16 protein-coding genes and 1 pseudogene are annotated in these 16759 nt (G+C 38.0%); 2 read left to right on the forward strand and 15 right to left on the reverse strand.

Features of this window, described 5'->3' with window-relative positions; genetic code table 11:
* Nucleotides 1–283: 283 nt before the first annotated feature.
* From ACN6NE_RS10005 to ftsE, 6 genes are all read right to left on the reverse strand, one after another.
* Complete coding sequence (locus tag ACN6NE_RS10005; RefSeq protein ID WP_028412034.1) at nucleotides 284–508, reverse strand: DUF2198 family protein; 225 nt, start codon at nucleotides 506–508, stop codon at nucleotides 284–286.
* A 26-nt stretch (nucleotides 509–534) separates the two neighbouring features.
* A complete protein-coding gene (locus ACN6NE_RS10010) occupies nucleotides 535–1725 on the reverse strand; it encodes a PDZ domain-containing protein (RefSeq protein ID WP_129705381.1) in 1191 nt (396 codons plus the stop codon).
* A gap of 162 nt (nucleotides 1726–1887) precedes the next feature.
* Nucleotides 1888–3327, reverse strand: a complete 1440-nt coding sequence (locus tag ACN6NE_RS10015) for a S41 family peptidase (RefSeq protein ID WP_057244829.1) — start codon at nucleotides 3325–3327, stop codon at nucleotides 1888–1890.
* Nucleotides 3328–3500: 173 nt separating this feature from the next.
* Nucleotides 3501–4709, reverse strand: a complete 1209-nt coding sequence (locus tag ACN6NE_RS10020) for a murein hydrolase activator EnvC family protein (protein WP_129705383.1) — start codon at nucleotides 4707–4709, stop codon at nucleotides 3501–3503.
* 160 nt (nucleotides 4710–4869) lie between these two features.
* Entirely contained in the window at nucleotides 4870–5760 is an 891-nt protein-coding gene (gene ftsX / locus ACN6NE_RS10025) for a permease-like cell division protein FtsX (protein ID WP_129705385.1), read from the reverse strand.
* Nucleotides 5750–6436, reverse strand: a complete 687-nt coding sequence (ftsE, locus tag ACN6NE_RS10030; RefSeq protein WP_013085414.1) for a cell division ATP-binding protein FtsE — start codon at nucleotides 6434–6436, stop codon at nucleotides 5750–5752. The genes ftsX and ftsE overlap by 11 nt, the downstream gene beginning before the upstream one ends.
* Nucleotides 6437–6777: 341 nt before the next feature.
* Between ftsE and ACN6NE_RS10035 the strand changes: the two are divergent.
* A pseudogene (locus ACN6NE_RS10035) lies at nucleotides 6778–7318 on the forward strand (flavodoxin family protein).
* A 25-nt stretch (nucleotides 7319–7343) separates the two neighbouring features.
* On the opposite strand, the gene cccB reads toward ACN6NE_RS10035, so the two are convergent.
* The 6 genes from cccB to secA all read right to left on the reverse strand — a co-directional run bounded on the left by cccB (nucleotide 7344) and on the right by secA (nucleotide 14557).
* Nucleotides 7344–7658 carry a cytochrome c551 gene (gene cccB / locus ACN6NE_RS10040; RefSeq protein ID WP_474325283.1) on the reverse strand — a complete coding sequence of 105 codons (315 nt, stop codon included), beginning with the start codon at nucleotides 7656–7658 and terminating at the stop codon, nucleotides 7344–7346.
* 124 nt (nucleotides 7659–7782) lie between these two features.
* Nucleotides 7783–8499 (reverse strand): twin-arginine translocase subunit TatC, encoded by a 717-nt coding sequence (gene tatC / locus ACN6NE_RS10045; RefSeq protein WP_129705389.1) that lies wholly within the window; start codon nucleotides 8497–8499, stop codon nucleotides 7783–7785.
* A gap of 59 nt (nucleotides 8500–8558) precedes the next feature.
* Complete coding sequence (locus ACN6NE_RS10050; protein ID WP_129705391.1) at nucleotides 8559–8777, reverse strand: twin-arginine translocase TatA/TatE family subunit; 219 nt, start codon at nucleotides 8775–8777, stop codon at nucleotides 8559–8561.
* Nucleotides 8778–8803: 26 nt separating this feature from the next.
* Complete coding sequence (locus tag ACN6NE_RS10055) at nucleotides 8804–10564, reverse strand: alkaline phosphatase D family protein (RefSeq protein WP_474325284.1); 1761 nt, start codon at nucleotides 10562–10564, stop codon at nucleotides 8804–8806.
* A gap of 278 nt (nucleotides 10565–10842) precedes the next feature.
* Nucleotides 10843–11941 (reverse strand): peptide chain release factor 2 gene (prfB, locus tag ACN6NE_RS10060; protein WP_115655064.1). Its coding sequence is split into 2 segments (ribosomal slippage): nucleotides 10843–11877 and nucleotides 11879–11941, totalling 1098 coding nucleotides; the frame shifts between segments, so codons are not numbered across the junction.
* Between the two features lie 99 nt (nucleotides 11942–12040).
* A complete protein-coding gene (gene secA, locus ACN6NE_RS10065) occupies nucleotides 12041–14557 on the reverse strand; it encodes a preprotein translocase subunit SecA (RefSeq protein WP_013059748.1) in 2517 nt (838 codons plus the stop codon).
* A gap of 226 nt (nucleotides 14558–14783) precedes the next feature.
* Between secA and ACN6NE_RS10070 the strand changes: the two genes are divergently transcribed.
* Entirely contained in the window at nucleotides 14784–15188 is a 405-nt protein-coding gene (locus tag ACN6NE_RS10070) for a GNAT family N-acetyltransferase (RefSeq protein ID WP_474325285.1), read from the forward strand.
* Between the two features lie 71 nt (nucleotides 15189–15259).
* Here ACN6NE_RS10070 and hpf read toward each other — a convergent pair whose 3' ends face one another.
* From hpf to fliS, 3 genes are all read right to left on the reverse strand, one after another.
* A complete protein-coding gene (hpf, locus tag ACN6NE_RS10075) occupies nucleotides 15260–15811 on the reverse strand; it encodes a ribosome hibernation-promoting factor, HPF/YfiA family (protein ID WP_013059750.1) in 552 nt (183 codons plus the stop codon).
* Nucleotides 15812–16000: 189 nt separating this feature from the next.
* On the reverse strand, nucleotides 16001–16339 hold the full coding sequence (gene fliT / locus ACN6NE_RS10080) for a flagellar protein FliT (RefSeq protein WP_057244822.1): 339 nt from the start codon (nucleotides 16337–16339) through the stop codon (nucleotides 16001–16003).
* A 2-nt stretch (nucleotides 16340–16341) separates the two neighbouring features.
* Nucleotides 16342–16743, reverse strand: coding sequence for a flagellar export chaperone FliS (fliS, locus tag ACN6NE_RS10085; protein WP_057239915.1), 402 nt, complete (start codon nucleotides 16741–16743; stop codon nucleotides 16342–16344).
* Between the last annotated feature and the right edge of the window lie 16 nt (nucleotides 16744–16759).

Below are 16759 nucleotides of genomic sequence, written 5' to 3' on the forward strand. Positions count from 1 at the left end.
AAAAATAAACTAAATTTTCAGATTAATAATTTTATTTTTCTATACCCTTCTCACATTTCTGTACACTTATTTAAATAAATTTATACATAAGTGTCTAAATTTTTTTATTAATAAACATATTTGTCTAATTAATTTGATTATACTCGTTCATTAAATGAACCGAAACAATATTGTTATAAGTTCTAACTCATTTTTTTACATAAAAAAGCTCTCCACGTTGTGTAGAGAGCTTTTGTGTACAGTTTAATAATAAGCGATTAACTTATCACCAAAGCAACAATCTTTACTTTCCAGCTGCTAGCATGCCTTTTGCATATATAAAACCGATGGCTGCTGAAAGTAAATCTATTAAAATAATAAGCGGATAATCTGCGTACCCTTTATATACAGAAACAGCTATCAACAAAAGCGTCAGCGCTGTGGCAACATATAAGTTATATGTTACTCTAGCAAACAGAACAAGCAATATGGCGGGTAGAAAAACTGCGGCAATCGTTTTGACTTCCACAAACATTTCTCCTTTTTATCCGTCTTTTAACCAGCTTGTGAATCACGTTTTGTATAATTGTGTACAAACAAAATACCTAGTTCATGATGTTCGTTGTCATACAATGCTCGCTGAGTAAAGCGAACTTCTCCATTTTCGTCAATAACTTCTAGCTTACAAAAAGCACGGTTATTAACTTGTAATGCTTCATAAAATTTATGGACTTCAGATACAGCGATTCCATTTACCTTAATAATCACTTCTCCTACTTTCAAACCCATTTTCTCTGCCGGAGAATGAGGGATGATTCCTAATACAACCAAACCTTGTGTACGCTTAGTAAACAGTGCGGGCGCTTTTTCATCGCTTCGACGCTGCTGCAAACGAATCCACTCTCTTCCTATGATCGCTAGAATAGCAACAGCTACAGCGGCAAGAGGATAAAAAATAGCAGCAATCGTAATGATCGTTAATCCCACGCCTAATGCTAATACACGCTTACCGGTAAATTCAATAGATTTAAACGGCACCATACTTTGAATTCGCTGATAAAAACCGATAGCAAAAGGAACAAAAAACAGGCTAAATGATGTTCCGTCAATAGATAACACAGGCCACCATGGAAACACAGACGTAATGGCGCTGCCTGGAATTAAGACAAAAAGCGGGACAACCCATAATTTTTGAGAGTAATGAGCTCCAATTTCCTGCCCTCTTTTACTTTTCACAATGGCTGGAGACGTACCTTTTGCTCCAAATTTCCAAATTAAATATCCTTCTGCTAATACAAGCAGAGACATTAAAATAGTCAGAGAAGGTAAATCTGCGTTATGAGCTTGCACAGACCACGTTTGAATAAATCCTTCACCGAAACCAGATGCCGGAATAAGCAAGGTTGCAAGCACAGCCAGTCCTACGGTGTAAGAAGGAGAAAGCCATTTAAACGTCCAAGGGCCGCTTATGATAAAAGTTAAAACAGCTACAAGTACAATCATTCCTATAGATACATAGACACCTAGCAACACGGTAACAACGGATAAAATCAACCCAATAATGATACCTGGAAAAAATAAATATTTTGCTTCTAAAATAAAATCAAACACGCGAACATGAAAATTCTGACGCTCTCTCTTGACGCGAGAAAGACCTACAAAAAACGAGACGAGCAGAAATAAATAAGTTAACGGATGTAAAAACAAACGCCCGATACCTTTTAAGAGCTCTAATGCAAAATCCATTTTTTCACCACCTGTATTTTTCACATTTTTATTACAACATTTACGATTGATTGTTATGTATCATAGGCTTCTTTATTTTATCAAAATGCATCACTAACCGACAATGTTGTTTTTACTAAAAAAGTTCCGCGCTTTGGAAAAGCACGGAACTTTTTCTACTTCTTATTGACTAGCTAGCTTTAAAGCCGTTTGAAGCTGACGATCTTCATCTTTTGATTTAATTTTTTCTAGAAGTTTTGTTTGTAAAAGCGCTGCTGTATCTTCATCGATTTCACCTGTAGCTTTTTGCTTATTGGCTTTTTGGAATGCAGTTACAGCTGTTTCTGTCTCTTTACTAAAATATCCGTCTGTACGTCCAGGTTCAAAGCCAAGGCCTTTTAGCATCACTTGAGCATTCTTCACTTGGTCACCTGTCATATCACGTGTTAATGGCTTTTTATCAACTTGAATTGGATTTGCATAATAATAATCCGGCTGCTTGACTTCTACTGTTGGTTTTATACCTTTTTCGTTAATCCAGTTTCCATCAGGCGTTAGCCATTTATAAAACGTTAATTTTAAATTACTGCCGTCTTCCATTGGAACAGCTTGTTGAACCGTTCCTTTTCCATAGGATTTTTCACCGACTAGCTTGTATCCTCCTGCTTCTTTTAATGCCCCGGCAAGAATTTCCGAAGCGGATGCACTTCCTCCATCAATCAAGGCCACAATTGGATAATCCTTTTTCTTTTTCATTGAAGAAACCACTTTTTGACGTTCACCGTTACGATCTTCAATTTGGATATATGGCTTTTTATTCGTTACTAATTTATCAAGCATTTTTTCAACGCTCGTTAAATAGCCACCAGGATTTCCCCGAACGTCTAGAACTAAGCCATCAATATTTTTATTTTCAAGTTTCTTCAACTGTTTCGTAAATTCGTCTCCCGTTGATTCAGAGAATGACGTAATTTCCATGTAGCCAATTTTTTTATTATTTACATTTTTAACAGAAGAATAGACGGTTTCAATTGGAATCTCATCTCTTACAACTTTTACTTTCATCGTTTCTTTCACGCCTGGTCGTTGAACATCTAATGTCACGGTAGAGCCTTTTTTACCGCGAATTTTTAATACTGCTTCATTCAATTCCAGACCCGCGATACTTTTACCATCGATCTTTAAAATCTGATCATTTGGTTTTAATCCTGCTTTTTCCGCAGGAGATTGTTTAAACGGAGCTACGATTGTTACTTTTCCATCTACCATGCTTACTTCAGCGCCAATTCCCTCAAACGATGAATCAAGAGACTGCGTGAATTGCTGTGCCGTTTTCTTATCCATGTAAGATGAGTGAGGGTCTCCTAAGGTTTGTACCATTCCTTGGATTGCGCCATCTAATAATTTTTTGTCATCTACATCTTTGTAATATTTTGAAGATATCAGTTCATAAGCTTGCTTGATTTTGTCTAGCTCTTCCTTTTCCACTTTACTATCATTTGAAGAAGTTGTAAGGGGGGTACTGACCGTTCCAGCATTTGCATACTGAATGCCAAAATATGTACCTGCTGCTCCAACAACTAAGGAGAGTGCCATTAATAGTGCAACGATTTTCCGATTCAAGTTCTTTCATCCTCCTCAACCTTAAGCCATCTCTTCTTATTATAATAGATACAATCAAAACTATGTAATAAAAAGGATGCATGTGTTATTTGTAGCAAAAGGCACCACACAAATCAAGTGCGATGCCTTTTTGTTAAACTATATGTCGAGCTTGTACCACGTATGCTAGGAACTTAAAATTTAATATAACTTTCAGGGTTTACAGCGGAACTTTTGCCTTTCCAATCGCCTTTATGCAATTCAAAATGCAGGTGAGCACCAAACGAACGTCCTGTGTTCCCTATATAACCTAATTGTTGACCTTTATTGATAGATTGACCGCTTGAGACGCTGTAGCTCTCTAAATGAGCATAAACTGTAACCCACGTCTGACCTTCTACATTGTGACGAATAAATACGGCATTACCAAAAGAAGAAGAATGATATGCTCTAATTACCTTTCCGCTTGCTGCGGCTACAACTGGCACACTTTCTCCTCGCTTTCCAATATCAATACCGTAGTGTCCTCTTCCAAACGTTTCTCGATACCCAAAATGAGATGTTAACGGGCCCTTTGCCGGCCTCATAAACGACCCGCTTGTAACAGGGGTTGCCTCCTCTGTTGCCCCGGCTTTTTCAATTTCTTGCTGTTGAGCTTGTGCTGCATTTTTTTGATCAGCTAAAATAGAAGCTTGCTCTTCTAATCCAACGGCTTCTTCATTAAATTCTTTTTCCTGATCTTTGAGCGTTTGCATGAGCTGATTCTTTTCATCCACTTGTTTTTGCAGCTGCGCACGAAGATTTTTAAGTTCTTCAAGCGCTTGATTTACTTCCGTTAGCTTGTTTTGAACTTTTGTTTCTTTCTCTTCTTTTGCCTTTTTATCAGCTTCATGCTGCATTAACAAATCGCGGTCAGCCCCTACAATTGTCGAAACCGCACTCACTCTGCTAATAAAGTCTCCGAAGCTTTCAGAGCCTAGCAGTACACCTATGTAATCCACAGACCCGCCATTTTCTTGTAAAGCACGAGCACGTTTTTTTAATAGCTCATTTCGTTTTTCAATTCGTTTTTTTACAACGTCAATCTCGCTTTTCAGCTTTTCGATGTCTTGCTTTGCTTTTTCTCCTTCAGATTCACAGCTGCGGATATCTGCATTCGTTTGTCCGACTTCTGAATCCAAGCGCGCAATCTCAACTTCTTCGTTTTTTTGCTTTTCTTGAACCTCTTTTAATTTCTCTTTATTTTGATTAATATTTTGGTTCACATCATCACTTTTTTTCTCTAAATCACTGAGTTTAGTAGTGCTGGCACCTTCTGCATAAGCAATTTTTTCATTACCTATCCAAGCCGCACTTAGTCCAACTAAAACTGCTGCTGTCATTACTAATGTCTTACGTGTCATTTGTTTCTCCCCATCTGCACATATTTCCCCGTATAAACGGGCATTAGCAAGACCCCCATTAGCACTTTTTTCTATTTTTATGTGTAATTACACAACAACCTCACATTTGATAAGCATCAAATGTGAGGTTGTTATAATCTATTAGGTTAAAAATCTATTCTTATTTTCGCAAGAACTTACGGATGGATAATGTACTTCCCCACATCCCAATTAGACCGCCGATCACTAGTAATAACAGCGACACTTGAAGCACGAATGGAAAGGCAGGTAAAAGTTCAAAGAATCCATCAAACTTAGGTTGAACTTCATTATATAAAACGCTGTACACACCGATAATAACTGCAATTGGCACAATAGAACCAAGCACTCCTAAAAACAGACCTTCAATAAAGAACGGCCAGCGAATAAAGGAGTTTGTCGCTCCAACTAAGCGCATAATTTCAATCTCTTCACGGCGAGCTACAATCGTAATTTTAATTGTATTTGAAATTAAGAACATTGCTGTAAATAGAAGCCCTAAAATCAGCACTACTCCGATATTACGAGCTACTTTCAGCACTTTAAATAACTTTTCAACTTGATCTTGTCCGTATTGAACTTTTGCTGCATACGGATATTTCTCAATTTGTTTAGCTACTTTTGCGACATCAGCTGGCTCTTTTGTTTTAACAACAAATACATCATTTAATGGGTTTTGCTGTTCAAACGGTTCAAAAGCTTGTCCTTCATCGCCCATACTATTAATTAAATCTTTTAACTCTTTATCTTTAGAAGAAAACGTCACCGTATCAACTTGCTTAATTGCATCTAGCTTTTCTTTCATTGCTTTTCGATCATCTGCTGTCGCTGCAGCATCAACATGAACGCGAATTTCCACATCATTTTCAATCAATTTAGCAATGTGGTTTAAATTCATCATCAACATAAAAAATACGCCTACAAGCAAGAGCGTCACGGTAACAGCACTTGCAGATGCGAATGTCATCCAGCCGTTTCTTCCTAAACTTTTAGATCCTTCACGTAAGTGGCGACCGAATGTCCTAGCCTTCATATCCGTATTCACCTCTTACTTCATCGCGCACAACATTTCCATTTTCAATCGCAATTACGCGCTTTCGAATTGTATTTACAATTTCACGGTTATGCGTTGCCATTAAAATAGTCGTACCGCGTTTATTAATCTCCTCAAAGATATCCATGATTTCCCACGAAGTCTCCGGATCAAGATTCCCTGTCGGTTCGTCGGCGATGACAACCTTAGGACTATTCACAATTGAACGCGCAATAGACACTCGCTGCTGCTCTCCTCCAGATAGTTCATCAGGGAAAGAATCCATTTTACCCTTTAACTTAACAAGCTCTAGCACCTCTAGCACTCGCTTTTTAATTTCTTCGGGACTTTGCTCAATTACTTCTAGTGCAAAAGCAATGTTTTCATAGACCGTTAATTTTGGAAGCAGCTTGAAATCTTGAAAGACTACACCAATATGTCGTCTAAAGATAGGAACTCTGCTATCTTTTATTTTTGCTACATTTGCACCGTTTACAATGATATTTCCTGAAGAAGGCTTTTCTTCACGATACATCATTTTAATAAAAGTGGATTTTCCTGCTCCACTTGGTCCTACGATATAAGCAAACTCACCTTGATTAATCTTGATGCTAATGCCATTGATTGCTTTTACACCGTTCGGATACGTTTTATATACATTTTGCATTTCAATCATAAGTAATCACCTAATCAAGTGTGTTATTTTAATACTATGTAAAACTTGTCAAAATACGACAAAACTCTACAATTAAAACCAAAAATTCGACTCTTCTCACGCGCTTTCTCATTATAACATCACTCTTCGTGAAAATAAGCCCCAAAAATATTACATTTTTATTTCAAATATGACATAAGTAGGATATTTTTAGTAAGGCATGAGAATTTATCCTTATTTTTAATTTTGTTATTTTTTACTGTTTATTTGCTTCTTATGAATATCGTTAGTCAGAGCACATTTATGTCTACTTTTGTACAAACAAGGTATGATAAATAAGAAAAAAGATGAGGAGAGATAGCATGATCACCATTTATGGAAGTTCACGAGAAAACGGAAATACGGAAGAATTAGCTAAAGCAGTCTTGAGTGGGATCGATACTGAAGAAGTTTACTTACGTCAGTCAGCATACCATTCACCCTATTACTGATATGCGTCACGATGAACATGGATTTACTAATCAACAAGATGATTATTATAATATAGCGAAAAAAATGGCAGCACACGATACTATTCTATTTGTTACACCTCTCTACTGGTACGGTATGAGCGGATTGATGAAGAACTTTGTGGATCGTTGGTCTGAAAGCCTCCGAGATTCAACCATTAATTTTAAAGAACAAATGAAAAACAAGCGCGTTTATGTATTAGTAGTAGGAGGCACAGGCGCATCTGTAAAGGCCCTTCCTCTTATTATGCAATTTCAATACATTGTCGATTTTATTGGTTCTTCCTTTAGCGGGTACATTATTGGAGAAGCAAATGCACCTGAAGACATAGCGAAAGATGTCAAAGCTCAACAGCAGGCCATTGTCTTAAACCAAGAATTAAAGCAGTTTTAACACAAAAATAAGACGGATATCCGTCTTATTTTTTCTTTGCCAGCCAAGCAGCAACTTTTTTGGCATCTTCTTCATTAATTAGTCCTTTTGGCATACCGCCTTGACCATTGTTAATAATGTTTTCAATTTCAGCTTCTGAGTGCTTGCTGCCTACATGCTGCAAGCTTGGTCCATTCGCTCCTCCTAAATCTAATCCGTGACAGCCTGTACAGTTTTTCTTCACAATGTCTTCTGCACTCGCTGAAGATTCACCAGCAGATTCATTTTTAGAGCTTCCTCCGCCGCACGCGGACAAAACAAGCGCTAGACCGATTGTTAACGTCAGTAATACTTTTTTCAAGCCTTCTCCCCCTTGCTGTAGAGTTTTCACTCTATTATAACCTACTCCAGAATGTTTAAAACACTCTGTTTACAAGGACTTTGTTTCAATTTCATGAATTCTCTCATCACACTTATGTATACGATTAAGCAATTGATTCGTTTCCTAAACGTTTTTTGTATACTACGCGTGAAATTGTCACACTGAGCTCATATAAAAGCAGAAGCGGGACAATTACTAAAATATCCGAAATAAAATCAGGAGGAGTAATAAGTACGGATATCACAATTAAAGCAAAATAAGAGAGCTTCCTTGCTTTAGCTAATCTTAAAGGGTTTAGAACCCCTAAGCGCGTTAAGAATAGAACAACTAAAGGCATTTCAAATAAAAACCCAAACGGTAAACACAGATTAAGCATAAAACGGAAATAATGCTCTGCCGTAAACATCAGTGAAAACTGATCATTCGACAGGCCCGTTAAAAATGCTAAAACCATTGGAAATAAAACAAAATAACCGAACCCCAGCCCGCTTACAAACAAAAGAAAGAAGAATGGAATGAAGGTAATCAGAACCTTATATTCTTCCTTTTTTAACCCAGGTGAAACAAACCGAAATACTTGATAAGCAGCTATTGGAAGTGTAAAGGCCAGCGCAAAAACAAATGCAATCACCATATAAATCCATACGATTTCACTTGGTCCAAGTACCGCAAGCTTGCCGTCCAAATCTTTCACTAGCCACTGATAAATATCTTGTACAAATACAAAACTGACAATAAGTAAAACTACAAATGCACAAAGTGTTTTAATAATACGAACACGCAATTCTTCAAGGTGCTCCATCAAGCTCATTTCTCCCATTGGCTTTCTCTCCTTTCTGACAAGTAGAAATAGACGAGTTTCCTCGTCTATTTCCTTACTTACGATGTGGATTCATTCCCTTTTTGTTCAGAAACGGTTGCGGCCTGCTTTTCTTTAACACTTTCATCATCTGATACGAGCCCTTTTGCTGCTCCTTTAAATTCAGTTAATGTTCGTCCAAACGCTCGTCCAACTTCCGGCAGCTTAGACGGTCCAAAAATTATTAAGGCAATGACTAAAATAATAACCAAACCAGGGATTCCAATATTAGAAAACATACTTGACCTCCTTTTCCTTACTCAGTTTACTGCTGGACTTTTTCTTTCTTTTTCAACTCTTGTTTTTCATGTGCTTTCCCGTGTGCCCGCATACGATCTTCCTCTACTTCCTTAGAAATCTTTAGTCCACGCGGTACGTTATTTACTTCAACTTCCGTCATACCTTTTCCATCTTTTTTATATTGAAAGGAAGCTCGAGTTGAAATTTCTGCACCAGGCTCTGTCACAAAAGGCACAACGCGATAATCGGCTTGCCATATATCAGGAGTTACCGTACACCTTACATATCCTCTGTAATCATTAAAAAATGTGAGGTGTGGATTTTGACTTAAAATTTTATCCGTATCAGCTCGTTTATCTGCTCCGTTCCCTCCGGAAGTGATGGAGGTGCCGATGAACTCTGCACCAATAATTCTTGAATTAAGGTTAGCAAAATCCGCGTATAAGTTAGAAGCCCAGTTAGCGTGTACATCTCCAGTTAGTACAATGACGTTGTCTAACTTTTTCTGTTCAATAAAATCAATGACGCGCTGACGATTCGCCGTATATCCATCCCATGCATCCATGCTGTATGTAGGCTTAGCAGCCGTTCCAAATTTTCTTGGTGCAAAGAAAATTTGTTGAGCCAGTACGTTCCAGTGACACGCTGACTTCTCAAGATTAGTAAACAGCCATTTTTCTTGTTCATTTCCCAATAGCGTACGTTTGGGATCAAGAGATTCTGGAGTTTGCGGCTTTGTTCCGTCTCCGTTTGCTTGATCATCTCTGTACTGACGCGTATCCAACACTTGAAAAGAAGCTAGTTTGCCATATGAAAAATCACGATACAATCTCATATCTGTTCCGTGAGGCAAGGATGTTTGACGCAAAGGCATGTGTTCGTAATAAGCTTGATAAGCTGCAGCGCGGCGTTGGATAAATGCTTCTACTGATTGGCCTTTTTCAGGAATTACATTTGCATAATTGTTTTCTACTTCATGATCATCCCACGTCACAATCCATGGAAAAGCAGCATGAGCAGACTTCAAATTGGCATCTGACCTGTACTGAGCATGCCTGTTTCGATAGTCTTGCAGCGTTTGAATTTCTGCGCTGCTGTGAGTACGAACGTTTCCGCTTGCAGCCACGTACTCGTTTGGTCCATATTCATAGATGTAATCACCCAAATGAACGACAAAATCTAATTGTTCTTTAACCATATGCTCATAGGCTGTAAAGTACCCATGTTCATATTGCTGACACGAAGCGAATGCAAACGTCATGCTGGCTACTTCTGCATTTGCTGAAGGAAGTGTTTTTGTTTTTCCAACCGGGCTTAACTCATGGCCGCTTTTAAATCGATAATAATAAATATGACTCGGCTTCAATCCTTTTACATCAACGTGAACCGAATGAGCAAGTTCAGGTCTAGCCACTTCTGTTCCTCGTTTGACAATTCGATGAAAGTCTTCATCTTCACTAAGCTCCCATTTTACTGGAATAGGTTGATTAGGCATTCCCCCACCATTCAACGGGTCTGGTGCTAATCTTGTCCAAAGAACAATGCTATTTGCTAAAGGATCTCCTGATGCGACGCCTAGAGTGAACGGATAACTTGAAAATTTAGGCGCTGCAGCTGAAACTTCTACTGTATTTAAACCAATAGACTGAGTAATTGTTAAGCCAAGTGATACTCCTGCTACTTTTCCAGCTCCTTGTAAAAAACGCCGTCTATCAAACCCTTTATTCGAAGAAAAGCTATTCTGTTTCACTTGCTCTATTAATTCGTTTAACGATTTATTTTCCACGGCACATGCCCCTTCCTCATGATTTAACTCAAATTATAAATCCTGTTTGTAAAAGGGGTATAAAGGATTGTAAAGAAGCACTTACCGTAAAACAGGTATTTTTAACCATTTTATTTCATTGACAAAATAAGCGAACTGACGACAGCAACCTTTAAATTTCTGCATTTTCTTAATTTTCTTTTTAACAATAGTTCTTTACGCTCGTTTTTCTTCATCCAAATTTTACAAATTCCCAACAACTAAAAAAAGGCAGCATACCTAGGTATGCTGCCTTTTGATTAAATATGAGAACGTAAATACGCATCGATAAACGGATCTAGATCTCCATCCATTACGCTTTGCGTGTTTCCGACTTCCGTATTTGTGCGGTGATCTTTTACTAATGAATACGGATGGAATACGTACGAACGAATTTGACTTCCCCACCCAATATCTTTTTGTTCTCCGCGAATTTCAGCTAGCTGTTCTTGCTGCTTTTCAATTTCTAATTGATACAACTTAGATTTTAACATCTTCATTGCTTGCTCACGGTTTTTAATTTGTGAACGTTCCGTCTGACAAGATACGACTACATTAGTTGGGAGGTGAGTAATACGAACAGCTGAATCTGTTGTATTGATATGCTGACCTCCGGCACCGCTTGCACGATACGTATCAACCTTCAAATCTTCCGTACGAATATCAATTGAAATTTCATCATTAAATTCCGGCATTATGTCGCACGATACGAATGACGTATGACGACGGCCTGATGAATCAAACGGAGAAATACGAACGAGACGATGAACGCCTTTTTCAGCTTTTAAATACCCATACGCATTATGACCTTTAATTAAAAGCGTTACACTTTTAATACCAGCTTCATCTCCAGGTAAGTAATCAAGCGTTTCTACTTTGAAACCTTTTTTCTCCGCCCAGCGCGTATACATACGTAGTAACATTGAACCCCAATCCTGTGATTCTGTTCCACCAGCACCTGGGTGCAGTTCTAAAATGGCATTATTTTTATCGTACGGCTCGCTTAAAAGCAGCTGTAATTCAAAGTCATTCATGCCTGATATAAGCTCTTTTAATTCACTAACTAGTTCTTCTGCTAAATCTTCATCGTATTCTTCTTTTACAAGTTCATAAGACACTTGTAAATTTTCATATGTTTCATCCAAGTGGTTAAATTGATTTACTGCATCTTTCAAACCATTGGCTTCATTAATAACAGTCTGAGCTGCCTGCTGGTCATTCCAAAAATTTGGATCAGCCATAGTCTCATCTAATTCATCGATACGAGCTTGTTTTGTATCGAGGTCAAAGAGACCCCCTAAAGTCCGCTAATCGCTTAGCTGTTTTGTCAAGTTCTTGCTTAATTTCTACTAAATCCATGAGTTAAACACCTCTATTTTATTTTTGACGCACAGGAAGGAAATGAGAAGACTCATTTCCTTCCTGTACTAATTCATTCTATACTAATTGACTCTTACTTTATGATTCTTTACCGCAGCAGTTTTTATACTTTTTGCCACTTCCGCAGATACAAGGATCATTTCGGCCAACTTCTATCGCATTTACTTTTGGCTTCTTCTTAGCCGGCGCGTCTCCTTCTTTTGGATGAACAGCCGCCTGACCTTGCGCTACCTCTTGACGCTCAAGGTTGTTGTTAATTTCTGCTTTCATGATATACTTCGTCACTTCTTCTTCAATGGTTGCAATCATATTTTCAAACATCGCAAAACCTTCCATTTGGTATTCGCGAAGAGGATCTGTTTGACCGTACGCACGAAGGTGGATACCTTGGCGAAGCTGATCCATCGTATCGATATGATCCATCCATTTAGAATCAACTGCTCTAAGAACAACAACTTTTTCAAATTCACGCATTTGTTCTTCAGGGAGCTGCTCTTCTTTTTCATTATAACGAGCTTTTGCATGATCTACCAGCAGTTCTACCATTTCTTCAGGCTCTTTACGGCGAAGATCTTCTTCTGTGACTTCACCTTCCTCAAGAACATTAGCATTTACGTAATCAATAATCGCTTGTAAATTCCATTCTTCTTCTAATTCTTCACGCGGTGTGTTTACTTCAACCACACGCTGTAGCGTTGATTCAATCATACGTTCTACAATCGCACGCAGGTTGTCTGAATCAAGCACTTCAAAGCGCTGTTTGTAAATAACTTCACGCTGTTGACGAAGCACGTCATCATATTGAAGCAATTGTTTACGCGCATCGAAGTTATTACCTTCAACGCGTTTTTGAGCGGATTCAACAGCTCTTGTTACAATTTTACTTTGAATTGGCTGTGAGTCATCCATACCAAGGCGATCCATCATTGCCATCATATTATCTGAACCAAATCGGCGCATTAATTCATCTTCCATGGATAGATAGAATTGAGATACCCCTGGATCCCCTTGACGTCCAGCACGTCCGCGAAGCTGATTATCAATACGGCGTGATTCATGACGCTCTGTACCAATTACAGCAAGACCTCCAGCTTCAACGACACCTTCACCTAGTTTGATATCCGTACCACGACCGGCCATATTTGTTGCGATTGTTACCGCACCTTTGTGACCCGCATTTTCAATAATATCCGCTTCACGCTCATGCTGTTTTGCATTTAACACGTGATGGCGAATGCCTTTTTTCTTTAATAAAGCTGATAAAACTTCAGATGTTTCGATCGCAACTGTACCAACAAGAACAGGCTGTCCTTTTGCGTGGCGCTCAGCAATATCTTCTACTACCGCATTAAACTTGCCTTCCATTGACTTATAAATTAAATCCGCTTTATCATCACGTGAAATTGGCTTGTTTGTCGGAATAACAACAACGTGCATGTTGTAGATATTACGGAATTCTTCCTCTTCCGTTTTAGCTGTACCCGTCATACCTGATAATTTTTCATACATACGGAAGTAGTTTTGGAATGTAATTGTAGCTAACGTCATGCTTTCATTTTGAATCTCAACATTCTCTTTAGCTTCAATAGCTTGATGCAAGCCGTCGCTAAAACGTCTTCCTTTCATTAAACGACCAGTAAATTGGTCAACGATTACGACCTGATCTTCATCAATTACATAATCCACATCATTTTGCATCGTTACATGTGCTTTAAGCGCTTGGTTGATGTGATGGTTTAGCGCTACGTGTGAAATATCAAATAAGTTTTCAATACCAAATGCGCGCTCTGCTTTTGACATACCTTCTTCGGTTAGCTGAACGCTTTTTGTTTTGATATCAAAAGTAAAATCGGTTTCTTTATCAAGCGTGCGAACGAATGCATTAGCTTGAATATAAAGAGCAGTCGATTTCTGTGCGCTGCCGGATATAATAAGCGGCGTACGTGCTTCATCAATTAAGATAGAGTCAACTTCATCGATTACAGCAAAATGAAGCGGACGTTGAACCATTTGTTCTTTGTACAGCACCATGTTATCACGTAAATAGTCAAATCCGAGTTCATTATTTGTACTGTACGTAATATCGGCTGCATATGCTTCTTGCTTTTCTTCACGCGTTAAATGGTTTAAGTTTAATCCTACTTTCAAGCCTAAGAATTCGTATAAACGACCCATTTCACTAGCATCACGGCTCGCTAAGTATTCATTGACTGTTACTACATGTACACCTTTTCCTGTAATAGCGTTTAAGTATACAGGCATAGTAGCTGTCAACGTTTTACCTTCACCCGTTTTCATTTCCGAGATATTCCCTTCATGCAGAGAAATCCCCCCCATTAGCTGAACTTTGTACGGATACATGCCTAACACACGTTTCGCTGCTTCACGTACAACCGCAAAAGCTTCATCTAATAGGTTATCGAGCGATTCGCCATTTTGGTAGCGTTGTTGAAATTCAGCTGTTTTTTCACGAAGCTGATCGTCCGTTAAAGACGCTATTTCAGGACCTAACGCATCAATTTGGTCCGCCATTTTTTCTAAACGGCCTATTTGGCGCTGATTGCCGTCAAACACTTTTTTAAATAATCCAAGCATATTAAAACGCTCCTCTATTTATAATCAGTACATTTTATACTATTTTCATTCATATCTGTATCTTTCATTATAAAACATTCTGAGTAAAATTGTAACATTGCAGCTAAACAAGTAGCAACTTGTACCCTTTTTCGTCTGTCTCTTTACGAGTACTACTATATTAACGAGTTATTTTCTATTGTGATTTCCCCTGCCTCACTCTTACAATAAAAAAGGGGAATGTAGAATGAACGTTCAATCGATTACAAAAGAACAAGCTTGGGAAGTCCGTCATACTGTCATGTGGCCTGATAAAGATTTCAGTTATATTCAGCTGAAACATGATCCATCAGGCATTCACTATGGACTGTTTGAAGAAGGAGAGTTAAAATCAGTTGTTTCCTTATTTATAACAGGTGATGAAGCTCAATTTCGAAAATTTGCTACTTTCAAAGAAGAACAAGGAAAAGGATATGGCAGTCGTCTACTAGAGGAGGTTTTTCTCAAAGCTAAGAACCTTGGGGTACGAAAGATCTGGTGTAACGCACGAGAAAATAAAGTCTCTTTTTATCAGGCGTTCAACATGAAAAAAACGGCGCGTGTATTCACCAAATCTTCTACACGCTATGTAGTGATGGAACTATTTTTTTAAGCAGCTAAAAAGCAGCGTGCGGAGGCACGCTGCTTTTACTTTACTGCTCTTGTTTAAGAGAGCCTATAATCTTAATTTGGTTCAATCAATCCATATCGTCCATCTTTTCTTCGATATACAACGTTTGTAATGTTGGTCTCAGCGTTTGTAAATACAAAGAAACTATGTCCTAACATATTCATTTGCAAAATAGCCTCTTCACTATCCATTGGCTTTAAGTTAAATCGTTTTGTACGAACTAGCTCTAATTCATCTTCTTCAGTTGCAACTGCTACGTTCGCTTCGCTTTCTAATGCTGCGAACAGATACTTCTCAGCGCCTTTTTCACGCATTTTTCGATTTACTTTTGTTTTATGTTTACGAATTTGACGCTCTAATTTATCTAGGACAAGATCGACAGCTGCGTATAAATCACTGTGTGTCTCTTCAGCTCTCAATACGAGATCATTCATTGGGATTGTGACTTCTATTTTTTGATCGTTATTGTAGACTTTTAAGTTTACATTTACGTCAGCAGTTGGTGTTTCGTCGAAATAACGCTCTAACTTACCAAGCTTTTTCTCTACGTATTCCCTAATTGCTGGAGTCACCTCAATGTTTTCACCGCGAATGTTATACATCATGTTCGAACTCCTCCTTTAATCCATTGCTATACCTCTACAATTCTACAATACCCGACACAATCCCTTCCTAAACTATTAAAATTTTTTGAAAATTTAGTGAAAATTTATGGAACCTGAGAAAAGTTTATGAAAAAACCAAAAAAATAGACCTTCTTCATAAGAAGAAGGGTTGTATTTTTTTACGTAGAATTAATTTTTTTTATCGTAAAACATCCCATCAAACGTTTTTGTTTCGTAAGGGTTTACATAGCTGTTGCTATGCTTTTTTTTCGCTTTTAACAAACGGAGATCTACCATAATTTGATGCCGAATTAAGATCAGCTTTTGATCAATTTCCTTATTCATTTCGACAATTTTTTTACCCATCGATTCATTATCCCTACTTTTTGGCGGCAGTTTCTCTATGAGGTCACGTCTTTTTAATAGAAGATACTCTAACTTTTGAATACCTTCTTCTCGATTTTTGTCAGAAAATGTTTGAATAAGCCGATAAATCTCATCCGTTAGCTGATATAGGTCGTTAATCATATTTATGCTTGACCGCCGCTTCCATGGACTTGCTGGCGGTGAATATGCACAACTTGCTTCCATGTATCACGAAATTCTGTTACATATTGTTCGGCTTCATCCAAGCTTGCTGTGTCATTTTTTGTATTTGCTTCAATTAAACACTGGTTAATATAGTCATACATAGCCATCATAGACTTAGCAACTTGCACGTTTGTATCAAGGGTAATCATTAATTCTTGAATAATATTTTGTGCTTTTAACAGATTCGTATTTTTCAGCTCAATATTTTTTTCCTGTATGCCTGTTCGTGCAAGTTTGATAAATTTTAAACACCCGTTATACAGCATAAGCGTTAACTCTCCCGGAGAAGCAGTCTGAACGGCTCCTTGCTGATACGCTTGATATGGATTATTTGCTGCCATAAACGTTCACTCCTTC

The organism is Priestia sp. 53B2, from assembly GCF_056099005.1.

Bases quoted from the DNA above. Each gene is read 5' to 3' on its own strand.
- ACN6NE_RS10010 (WP_129705381.1), bottom strand. From the start codon at position 1,725: ATGGATTTTGCATTAGAGCTCTTAAAAGGTATCGGGCGTTTGTTTTTA.
- ACN6NE_RS10020 (WP_129705383.1), bottom strand. From the start codon at position 4,709: ATGACACGTAAGACATTAGTAATGACAGCAGCAGTTTTAGTTGGACTA.
- ftsX (WP_129705385.1), bottom strand. From the start codon at position 5,760: ATGAAGGCTAGGACATTCGGTCGCCACTTACGTGAAGGATCTAAAAGT.
- ftsE (WP_013085414.1), bottom strand. From the start codon at position 6,436: ATGATTGAAATGCAAAATGTATATAAAACGTATCCGAACGGTGTAAAA.
- tatC (WP_129705389.1), bottom strand. From the start codon at position 8,499: ATGGGAGAAATGAGCTTGATGGAGCACCTTGAAGAATTGCGTGTTCGT.
- ACN6NE_RS10050 (WP_129705391.1), bottom strand. From the start codon at position 8,777: ATGTTTTCTAATATTGGAATCCCTGGTTTGGTTATTATTTTAGTCATT.
- secA (WP_013059748.1), bottom strand. From the start codon at position 14,557: ATGCTTGGATTATTTAAAAAAGTGTTTGACGGCAATCAGCGCCAAATA.
- ACN6NE_RS10070 (WP_474325285.1), top strand. From the start codon at position 14,784: ATGAACGTTCAATCGATTACAAAAGAACAAGCTTGGGAAGTCCGTCAT.
- hpf (WP_013059750.1), bottom strand. From the start codon at position 15,811: ATGATGTATAACATTCGCGGTGAAAACATTGAGGTGACTCCAGCAATT.
- fliT (WP_057244822.1), bottom strand. From the start codon at position 16,339: ATGATTAACGACCTATATCAGCTAACGGATGAGATTTATCGGCTTATT.
- fliS (WP_057239915.1), bottom strand. From the start codon at position 16,743: ATGGCAGCAAATAATCCATATCAAGCGTATCAGCAAGGAGCCGTTCAG.